Genomic DNA, 9,927 nt, shown 5'->3' on the forward strand with positions numbered 1-9,927 from the left:
GCCACGCCGACATCGACGACGACACCGCCGGTCGTGGCGTCGTCCGTCCCGGCGCTCACCGGGTGGCCGGCCTTCGACGATCGCCTGCAGACCATTCTCGACGACGGGTCATCGGCGGTCTCGGCCACCGTGCTGCGCGACGGAGAGATCGTCCACGAGGTGGCACTCGGAACGCGTACGAGCGCGGGTGACCCCGTCGAGATCGGCGACCGGTACCGCATCGCCAGCATCAGCAAGGTGATCACCGCGATCACCACGCTGCGCCTCGTCGACCAGGGTCTGCTCGAACTCGACGAACCCGTCGGCGAACGACTGGCGGCCCGCGTCGGGCAGGGCTCACCGTCATCTGGCGTGAGCGAGATCACCACCCGCGACCTGCTCACGCACCGGTCGGGGATCGGACAGTACGAGAACCTGATGTTCGCCCGCCAGGTCGAATCGTGTCCCGAGGCGGGAGCGATCGCGCTCGGTCAGGGCCTCGACCGCCCGCCGGACACGACGTTCCGCTACAGCAACGTCAACTTCTGCCTGCTCGGCCAGTTGATCGAGGACGTCACCGGGGAGGAGTATGCCGACGTCGTCGCCGAGCAACTGCTCGATCCGCTCGACATCGACGGGATGCGTTTGGCCGGGACATTCGACGTGTCCGACGGTGACGTCGCGCATGCGTCCGCCGAAGGTCGCAACTACATGGAGGTCCTCGAGGGCGCTGGCTCGTGGATCGCGTCACCGACCGACGTCGCGACCATCGTCGATTCCCTCGATCCGGACACTCCCGGGTGGAAGGCGCTGAGCCCGGCGACGAACGCGGCGATGCGAACCGTCACGCTCGACCCTCCCGTCGAGCCCGACCCGACCGCTCCGACCACGCTCGTGCCCGAACCACCCCGCACCGCCGGATACGGGATGGGGCTGATGATCTTCGGGCCCGAATCGTTCGGTCACACCGGAACGGTCGAGAGCACGCACGCGATGACGCTTCGGCAACCGGACGGTCTCACCTGGGCGATCACCGTGAGCGGCGACGCCCCGAGTTCGAGTCGGGACCTGGCGACGATCATCAACGAAGCGCTGACCGCCGGCGGGCTCGTCTGAGTCGCAGCCACCGGTTGTCGTCGTTCTCGTCGCGCATCCGTGCGAGCGCCGGGCAGAAGCGCGACGAGAACGGAGGCGGTGCGTCACCCGATGCGAGGCCGACACCACGCGCCTCGTAGCGTTTCGATCATGTCCGACGCACTGATCATCGACGCCTGCCGCACCCCCCGAGGAATCGGCAAACCGGGCAAGGGTGCGCTGGCGCACCTGCACCCCCAGCACGTGGCCTCGACGGTCCTCGCCGCGCTCGTCGAACGCAACGGGTTCGACACCGCCGACGTCGACGACGTCGTGTGGGGAACGAGCTCGCAGGTGATGGAGCAGGGTGGCGACCTCGGCCGGATGGCGGCACTCGATGCGGGCTACGACATCACCGCCAGCGGCGCGACCCTCGACCGTTTCTGCGGCTCGGGCATCACGAGCGCGAACTACGCGGCGCACGCGGTGATGGCCGGGATGGAAGACCTCGTCGTGTCGGGCGGTACCGAGATGATGTCGCTGCCGAAGAAGGGCATGCTCCCGATGGGCGCGAACAACGCCCACCTCCAGGAGATCCACCCGCAGTCGCACCAGGGTGTGTGCGCCGACGCGATCGCCACCCTCGAGGGGATTCCCCGTGAGGATCTCGACGCGCTCGCCGCCGAGTCACAGGCACGCGCCGACCAGGCGATCCGCGAGGGCCGCTTCGACAAGAGCCTCGTTCCGGTGTTGAACATGGACGGGTCGATCGCCCTCGACCGCGAGGAGTTCCCGCGGCCCAGCACGACGGCGGAGTCGCTCGCCGCACTCCCGCCGAGCTTTCCCCAGATTGCCGACTACCGCCACACCCCCGAGTCGCAGACATTCCGCGAGCTGATCAATCAGAAGTATCCGGATCTCGACATCCAGCACGTCCACCACGCCGGAAACTCCTCGGGCGTCGTCGACGGGGCCGCGGCGATCCTGTTCGCCAGCGAGGACTACGCCAAGGCACACGGCATGAAGGCCCGCGCCCGCGTCGTGGCGACCGCCAACATGGGTGACGATCCCACGCTGATGCTCAACGCTCCCGTGCCCGCCGCGCGCAAGGTGCTCGCGAAGGCTGGGATGACGCTCGACGACATCGACATCTTCGAGATCAACGAGGCGTTCGCCGTCGTTGCGGAGAAGTTCCAGCGCGACCTCGATCTCGACCGCAGCAAGGTCAACATCAACGGTGGGGCGATGGCACTCGGCCACCCGATCGGCGCGACCGGCGCGATTCTGATCGGAACCGTGCTCGACGAACTCGAGCGTCAGGACAAGCAGGTCGGCTTGATCACGATGTGCGCCGGCGGCGGCATGGCCCCGGCGATCATCATCGAACGGGTCTGAGCCGTCGGGCTGAGTCAGTCGGCGTCGCTGCGGCGCCGCTCCATGTCCGACTCGTAGTCGGTTGCGAGCGATGTCTTGTCGTCGACGGCCAACGCCTTGCCGGCCACGGGGAAGACTTCCTTCTCCTCCTCGTCGAGGTGGTGGAGCAGTCGCTCGCGCAACTCCCGGGCGGTCTGCAACCACTGCGGGCCGGACATGTCGTAGCCCTCGAGTTGTTCGACGAAGTCGTCCAGTTCCTTGTGTTCGGCGACCGAGTGCCGCGCCGCATCCTGGGTCAGATCGTGCTCCATCAACGGCACGTAGAAGTACCGCTCCTCGGCAGCCGCGTGGGCCTCGAGTTCGCGCTTCAGCTTCGGCCAGACCTCGTTGCGCCCGTCGCTGTCACCCTCGGTCTCGACCAGGATGTCGATCAGCGTGCGTTGCGTCTCGTGGTCGTTTCTGATGGATTCGAAGATCGTCATGAGCCCTTCATGCCCGGTGACGACCCGATCCAAACCTCGCGAAGCGGTCGTGGTCACGGCGCCGTTCGGAGCCGCACCGACAGGCACGTCACACAGCCCTCGAGCTTCTCGAACTCGCTGATGTCGCTGACGACGACCTCGTAGCCGCGTTCCGCGAGCAGGGCGGCGGTGCGATCGGTGCGCGCGGTCATCAACACCTTTTCGTCGCCGAGAACGACGACGTGTGCCCCCGGCTCCTCGGGAACGGGAAGGAACGGTTCGAACACGGCCGGATCGTCGACCACCGGCGCGTATCCGATGACCGTGCCGTCGGGGAGCGACGTGACCGCCGACTTGAGGTGCAGAACCAACGTGGTCGGGACGGCGATCACCTCCGCTCCACGACGCGCGACGTGTTCGCGCAGCTGATCGATACCCGTCTGGTTGGTGCGCCCACCGATGCCGACGTAGATCGTCGAACCGACCTTCATCACGTCGCCGCCGTCGAGCGTGCCTGGCGCGTCGATCCTGGCGACCTCGTAGCCCAACTCGCGAAACCGAACGTCGAGCCCATCGATCTCACCGAGTCGTGATGCCGTGCCCGGTCGTGTGATGACGGCGAGATCCCCGTACATCACGACCGTGTCCTCGACGAACACACCGTCGGGGTGATCGTCGAGAGAATCGAGCTCGATCACGTCCCATCCGTGACGTCGGAACGTGTCGACGTAGGTGGCCCACTGCTCCATCGCGAGGTCGATGTCGACCGGTGCCCGCTCGATGTGGGTCACCTCGCCGTCCGCAAGGTGGGGGCTCGGTCGGCGGACGAGAATCAGGCGTTGATCATGGAGCGGAGCGGTCACCGCACCAGTGTCGCGCGTCGACGAATTCCGAGCTGTGTTAGCTTTTCGAGCGGCTTCTTCACCGAGCGGGGGACCAGTGGGCTACTGCACAGTGCTCGGCTCGATTCGCGCTTTCGACGCCGAGGGAGAGGAATTGGCGCTGGCGAGCGAGCCACAGCGTCGGCTCCTCGCGATCCTGTGCCTGCACGCGTGCAGCGTCGTACGGTCGACGGTCCTGGAAGAACACCTCGGGCTGTCTGCTGGAGCGCTCCGCACGTCGATCAGCCGCTTGCGCCGGGTGATCGGTCCCGACGTCCTCGTCACCGGATCGGCGGGGTACGAACTCCGCGTCGGCCGGGACGTCGACGAGTTCGAGCGGTTGGTCGACCGAGCCCATGTGGTGGACGATGAACAGGCGCGTCAGGATCTCGATCGAGCGTGTCGACTGTGGGCGGGGTCGCCGTTCGACGAGTTCGCGCACGAACCGTGGGCAGAGGTCGAGGTGCATCGACTGCGCGAGCTCCACGCGTCGGCGTTGGAGGAACTCGCGTCGGTCCTGCTCGATGCGGGTGAGAACGCGTCGGCGTTGGTCGCGTTGGTCCCGTTGATCGACGAGCACCCGTACCGCGATCTCCCGCGATGTCTCCTGATGCGGGCGCTCAGCCAGGATGGCCGGACGACCGAGGCGCTCCGCGAGTTCCAGACCTATCGCGCCGTGCTGCGCGACGACATCGGTACCGAACCGTCACAAGGATGTGCCGAGCTCGACCGTGCGATCGCTTCCGGTGTCGACCTGGGCACGCTCCGGGACGCAGGCCACCCGGCGTGGGCCCGTCGCGCTGGCTCGCAACCGTCGCAACGACCGGACGTCCACGTCAGCCTGCCGACCCCGCTCAGTTCGTTCGTCGGCCGCGACAGCGAGATCGCACGAGTGGTGGATCTCCTCCAGGATCATCGGGTCGTGACACTCGCCGGCGCGGGTGGGAGCGGCAAGTCACGGCTTGCGCTGCGCGTCATCTCGGCAGCGCTGGCTCGAGAGAACTCGTTCGCGTGGTGGATCGATCTCGGAGTCCTCGCAGCCGACGGTGACGTCGCCGAGCAGATCGCCACCGAGATCGGTGTCGTCCCGCGGCGCGATCCGGTGGCCGAACTCGAACGGCGCCTTCGGGCCAAGCGGTCGTTGCTCATCCTCGACAACGCCGAGCATGTGATCGACACGACAGCCGAGGTGATCACGGCAATTCTGACGCGCTGTCCCGGGACGCGAGCGCTGGTGACGAGCCGCGAACCGTTGGGAGTCCCCGGCGAGGTGGTGTGGAGGGTGTCCGGGCTCGGGCTGCCGAACAGGGCGAAGCGCGTCACGCTCGACGACCTCGAGGACTACGACGCGTTGCGCCTGTTCGTCACGCGAGCTCGTGAAGCGCGGCCCGGCATGGCGATCGATCGCGCTGCCGTGGAACAGATCGTCTCGGTCTGTCGCGAGCTCGACGGGATGCCCCTCGGGTTGGAGCTGGCGGCCGCCAGACTCAGGACCCTTCCGCTGGAGTCCGTCGCGACCGGCATCAACGAGGTCATGCGCTGGAAGGCCAACACTCGGCGGGCGCCTCTCGCTCGGCACGCAACTCTGAGAGCGTCGATCGAATGGTCGTTCCAGCTCATCGACGCCGACGAGCAGCGGATGTTGCTCGCGCTCGCCGTCTTCCGGTCGCCCTTCGACAGCGAGGCCGCACGAGTCGTCGCGGAGGCGATCGATCCCGGTGTCCATCCATCGGAGCTGATCCAGCGATTGACCGACATCGGTCTGCTCCATCTCGATGATGACAGCGGGCGATATCGCATGCTGCACACCGTCCGGCAGTTCTGCCTCGAGCACGCCGCCGAGAGCGGTGTGTTGGCTCGGGCCGAACGCGCGCATGCCCACTTCATTGCCGGGTGGTGTGAAGAGGTCGGCGACGGCGAGCGCGGGATCGAACACCGGCCCTTCGTGCGACGAATGCCGGACGTGGTGGCCGCGTGGACCTGGGCGCGGGCGCACGACCGACACGTCGCCTTCCGCATCTGTCGGGGTTTGGCTCCGGTGCGCAGCGCGCTCGGCCAGGCCGGAGACTTCGACGCGACCTGGCGATGGCTTCTCGATGTCGATGTCGACCAGCGTGACGAAGCGTGGGCGGAATCGGTTGCGGGATTCCTGACGACTGCGACCACACTGCTCGTCGACACGGCTCCTGCCCAAGCGCAACTCGACGACTTTCTGCCGGCGGGACCGAGCCGCGCCCGATTGTGGCTGGAACGGAGTCGTGCGATGGCGCCGGCCTTCGCGGGGCGCACGGCGCAGATCCAGGCCTACGTCGACGGGCTGCTCCGTCGGGGCGAAGACCTCGAGGGGTCGGTGTACGTGGGCTTCGCTGCCTACACGCTCGCACTGATGGGGCGACTCGACGAGTGCGATGCGCTTCTCGGGGAGCTCCGGCGCCTCACGCGACGGCACGGCACGACGTTCAGTATCGACTCGGTCGGCAACGGATACGCCGGGGCGATCGTCGCCGAGACCGTCCGGGGCGACCTGGCTCGGGCCCTCGGGCGCAGCCGACGGCCGGTGCCGACCGATCCCGCATTCTCGATCACCTCGGCTGCGGCGCTGGCTCATGCGGCGTTGCTCACGTCGGATCAGGCGACGATGGGGAGAGCGCTCGAATGGGCGACACATGGGTCCTTCCCGCTGCTCGAATACCTCACGCCGTTCACGGCCTGTTGCGCTGCGCTTCTCGATGGCGCGTCCGATGAGGCCGCCGACTTCGCCGAGGACTTCTGGGAGCAGTCAGCGGCCGTGCCGGTGTGGCGGGTCTACGCCGTGACGCTCGTCGGCGCCGCGCTCATCGGTGTCGGACGCGTCGATGCCGCGGAGTCGATCACCGAGCAGTGCGCCGAGTTGGTCGCCGACATGGAATCGGTTCCGTTGCTGACCGCATCGCTCCACCTGGCGGGGGGACAGATCGCGCTGGACGGCAACGATCTCGACCGTGCAGAGGACGAAGCGCGCGCCGCACTCGAGGTTGCGCACGACCACGGGTTGAGGATCGCGGCGGTCGACGGCCTCGAGGTCGCGAGCACGGTGGCCCGGCGACGCGGGGATCACGGCCGAAGCCGAGAACTCGGAGAACACGCGATCGTTGAGCGCAGCCGACTCGGCTATCGCTTCCGGTCGGCGACTACGGCATCTTGACCAGGATCGCCCGTTCGGCCAACCCGTCGACGAACATTCCGGCTGCGCCCGCTGCCGAGACCATCTCGACGTACTCAGCATCGCCGTTGATCGTCTGCATCGCCGCGTCGAGTTCCTCGGCGGTGTCGACGCCAGAGGCCCAGAACACGTCGAAGAATCTTCCTGCAGCCGACATGGACACGTTGCCGCTGTTGCCGGTGATCTTCGTGACGTGCTCCATCACCTGGGTCGACCAGGCAAGGGTCGCCCCGATGTCACCCCCGGCCATGGTTGCTCTGGTGATGGTCAGGAATTGCTTGGGAGGCGCCGGTTCACCGGTCACGGCGATCACCTCGTTGAGGTAGGTCTCGGCCGGTTGGTTCAGGACCCCCGCGGCCGACCCGGTGAGCTTCGCCCAGTCGGCCGAGGTGGCGAGCGCCACCTGGCCCGCGACCAGGTCGGTGTAGCCATCGGCTCGCGACGTGAGCATGTAGGTGCCGAACGGGCGGCCTGCGAGCACAGCCCACGACCACCATTCTCGGCCGGTCTCCGCCGACAGGAAGTCGCGGATTCCGGCCGTCAGGGGGCCGATCTCTGAGCTTCTACCCGGGGCCGCAGTCATCTCGGCTGATTGGATCAACATGTTCGATGTCCTTTCGTCGAAGGGACATCCGCTGTGCCCCTGCGCCGAGCCTGACGATCGCGTGTTACTGCTGCGCGTCACTTCGGCACCGTTGGAGCGTCCGGAAATTCGCCCGACGTCAGTCGATCAGTGTGTTCGCGAAGATCTGCCAGGCGAGGGCGCTCTTCGCCACGAGGCTCAAGACGATGTAGACGGACTCGCCGAACACGTAGTCGTTCCACCTCCCGACGCCCCGGTACTGGAGCCACTGGTTGATGGCGAAGCAGTTGAAGAACACGAAGATCGTGACGATGATCGCGTAGACGAACGTGGGCGGGGTCTGGGCGCCCTCGATGGTGGCGTTGATCACGAGGTAGGTGACGATCGCTGCCCACGGCCCGACCCCGGCGATGCATCCGAACCAGAACGGGGTCCACCAGCGTTCACCGTCGGGCAGATTGACCATCTCCATGATCCACCCGAAGAGGATCATCGACACGTTGACGAAGGCGATCGCGATCAGCGCGGCCACGTCGGTGATGCCCGTGACCAGAGCGATCAGCACGATCATCAACGTGGCCGACAACGAGTACTCCACCCACCGGAAGCGGTTGCGTCCGCGGCGCAGCTCGCGGCCGTATCGCGCGAAGCCCCACGGCGAGGCGATGATGAAGTGGAAGAGTGCCGACAGGAAGAGGAACGCCGCCGTCCCGAGCGCGAGCGGGACGCCGACGAACTCCTCGATGCTGCCGTCGGCGAGCGGTGTCCCCGGCGGGCCGTTGAGCGTGAATGTGCTGGTCGGCAGGTCGAAGTCGGTATTGCCGAGCACGACCATCAACACACCGGACACGAGATGGAGACATCCCATCACGAGGTTGAAGATGCGCAGTCGTGCGAGGCGTTCGTCGGAGACGTCGACGACCTCGCGGTCGGTGTCGATCGTGATCGTGGTCATCGGTGCCGTGTACCCGGCACCGACCTGACCCATGCCTCGGGTGTCGGGGCGGGTGGCGATCCACGCCCCCGGAGGCGGTCCGAGGGCGTGGACCCCCGCGTCAGCCGACGACGGCGGGTTGCTTCGTGGGAAGCAGCCCGAAGAGGTTCTTCGGGTCGACCGGCTCGGCCACGAGGTCGATCTCGTCGTAGTAGTCGGTCCCGGTCAGGCGATCGTTCAGGAAGGTCAGGGCGGTGAAGTCCTCGATCGCGAAGCCGACCGAATCGAAGATCGTGATCTCGGCGTTCGAGGATCGGCCGGTCGCCTCGCCGGTGAGCACCTGCCACAGCTCGGTGATCGGCCAGTCGTGCGGCAGCGACTGGATCTCACCTTCGATGAAGGTCTGCTCCGGGTACTCGACGAAGACGCTGGCGCGCTTGACGAGTTCGATGTCGAGTTCGGTCTTGCCGGGGCAGTCGCCGCCGATGGCGTTGATGTGGACGCCGGTGGTCCTCGTCTCCGGGTGAGTCCGGCGGATCATCTCGTCGGTGACGATCGTCGCGTTCTTCTTGTCGGCGGTGCAGGTCGTGATGATCTGTGAACCGCTGATCGCGTCCTCGACGCCGGTGCAGAGGGTGACGTCGAATCCGAGCGCCGTCGCATTCCGTTCGAACTTCTCCATCGCAGCCGGGTCGACGTCGAAGATGCGCAGCGTGTTGATCCCGAGGTTCGCGCGAAACGCGAGCGCCTGGAACTCGGACTGTGCGCCCGCGCCGATCATCGCCATCGTCGTCGCGTCGGCCGGGGCCAGCAGCTTTGCCGCCATCGCCGACGTGGCGGCGGTGCGCAGCCCGGTCAGCAGGGTCATTTCCGACAGCAGGATTGGGTACCCGGTGTCGACGTCGGACAGCGCGCCGAACGCGGTGACGGTCTGCAGACCTCGCGCGGAGTTGATCGGGTGGCCGTTGACGCACTTGAAGCCGTAGGTGACCCCGTCGCTGGTCGGCATCAACTCGATCACGCCGTGCTCGGAATGACTTCCCACGCGCGGGGTCTTGTCGAAGAGCGGCCAGCGGCGGAACTGCGCCTCCATCTCGGTCGTCAGGTCCCGGAGCAGCGGTTCGATGCCGGTGTCGACGGCCCATCGGCCGAGGTTGTGGACGTTGACGAATCGGACCATGGAGCGCTCCTCTGTGTGCTACTAGTTTCCAGGCTACTCCTGGTCGATGTGGAGGGTCGATCCCCAGATCGTCGAACTTTTGTCCATTGAGTGAACGGTTTGCATCACGATCCTCTACGTTTTGCACATGTCCGGTTCGATCAGTGGTGTCCTCGACGATCTCGATCGGCGCCTGATCGCGCTGCTCCGGACCGATGGGCGGGCGCCCGTCACCACCCTCGCCCGGCAACTGGGCGTGACGCGGGCGACGGTCAACAGC

The 9,927-nt window shown here is 66.8% G+C and carries 9 protein-coding genes; 4 read left to right on the plus strand and 5 right to left on the minus strand.

Annotated features, from left to right (window positions below; translation table 11 throughout):
- Positions 1-1,095: serine hydrolase domain-containing protein (locus WBV89_RS10715; RefSeq protein ID WP_423981338.1), on the plus strand; the 1,095-nt coding region annotated here is incomplete at its 5' end.
- A gap of 129 nt (positions 1,096-1,224) precedes the next feature.
- Positions 1,225-2,448, plus strand: coding sequence for an acetyl-CoA C-acetyltransferase (locus WBV89_RS10720; protein WP_423981339.1), 1,224 nt, complete (start codon positions 1,225-1,227; stop codon positions 2,446-2,448).
- A gap of 14 nt (positions 2,449-2,462) precedes the next feature.
- Here the strand turns inward: WBV89_RS10720 and WBV89_RS10725 are convergent, their stop codons facing one another.
- Both WBV89_RS10725 and ddaH read right to left on the minus strand, forming a co-directional pair.
- Complete coding sequence (locus tag WBV89_RS10725; protein WP_423981340.1) at positions 2,463-2,909, minus strand: hemerythrin domain-containing protein; 447 nt, start codon at positions 2,907-2,909, stop codon at positions 2,463-2,465.
- 53 nt (positions 2,910-2,962) lie between these two features.
- Positions 2,963-3,751: a dimethylargininase gene (gene ddaH / locus WBV89_RS10730; RefSeq protein WP_423981341.1), complete on the minus strand. Its 789-nt coding sequence runs from the start codon at positions 3,749-3,751 to the stop codon at positions 2,963-2,965.
- A 76-nt stretch (positions 3,752-3,827) separates the two neighbouring features.
- Here ddaH and WBV89_RS10735 point away from each other — a divergent pair, with 76 nt between their 5' ends.
- A complete protein-coding gene (locus WBV89_RS10735; protein WP_423981342.1) occupies positions 3,828-6,953 on the plus strand; it encodes a BTAD domain-containing putative transcriptional regulator in 3,126 nt (1,041 codons plus the stop codon).
- On the opposite strand, the gene WBV89_RS10740 is transcribed toward WBV89_RS10735, so the two are convergent.
- The 3 genes from WBV89_RS10740 to WBV89_RS10750 form a co-directional block, all read right to left on the minus strand.
- Positions 6,940-7,575, minus strand: a complete 636-nt coding sequence (locus WBV89_RS10740) for a hypothetical protein (RefSeq protein ID WP_423981343.1) — start codon at positions 7,573-7,575, stop codon at positions 6,940-6,942. The genes WBV89_RS10735 and WBV89_RS10740 overlap by 14 nt on opposite strands.
- Positions 7,576-7,693: 118 nt before the next feature.
- A complete protein-coding gene (heR, locus tag WBV89_RS10745; RefSeq protein ID WP_423981344.1) occupies positions 7,694-8,509 on the minus strand; it encodes a heliorhodopsin HeR in 816 nt (271 codons plus the stop codon).
- 100 nt (positions 8,510-8,609) lie between these two features.
- Positions 8,610-9,668: an ornithine cyclodeaminase gene (locus WBV89_RS10750; RefSeq protein ID WP_423981345.1), complete on the minus strand. Its 1,059-nt coding sequence runs from the start codon at positions 9,666-9,668 to the stop codon at positions 8,610-8,612.
- A gap of 127 nt (positions 9,669-9,795) precedes the next feature.
- On the opposite strand from WBV89_RS10750, the gene WBV89_RS10755 reads away from it, so the two are divergent.
- A partial coding sequence (locus WBV89_RS10755) for an AsnC family transcriptional regulator (protein WP_423981346.1) occupies positions 9,796-9,927 on the plus strand: 132 nt, incomplete at its 3' end.

Origin of the sequence: Ilumatobacter sp. (assembly GCF_049588435.1) — a bacterium.
In the GTDB taxonomy this organism is placed as follows: Bacteria; Actinomycetota; Acidimicrobiia; order Acidimicrobiales; family Ilumatobacteraceae; genus Ilumatobacter_A.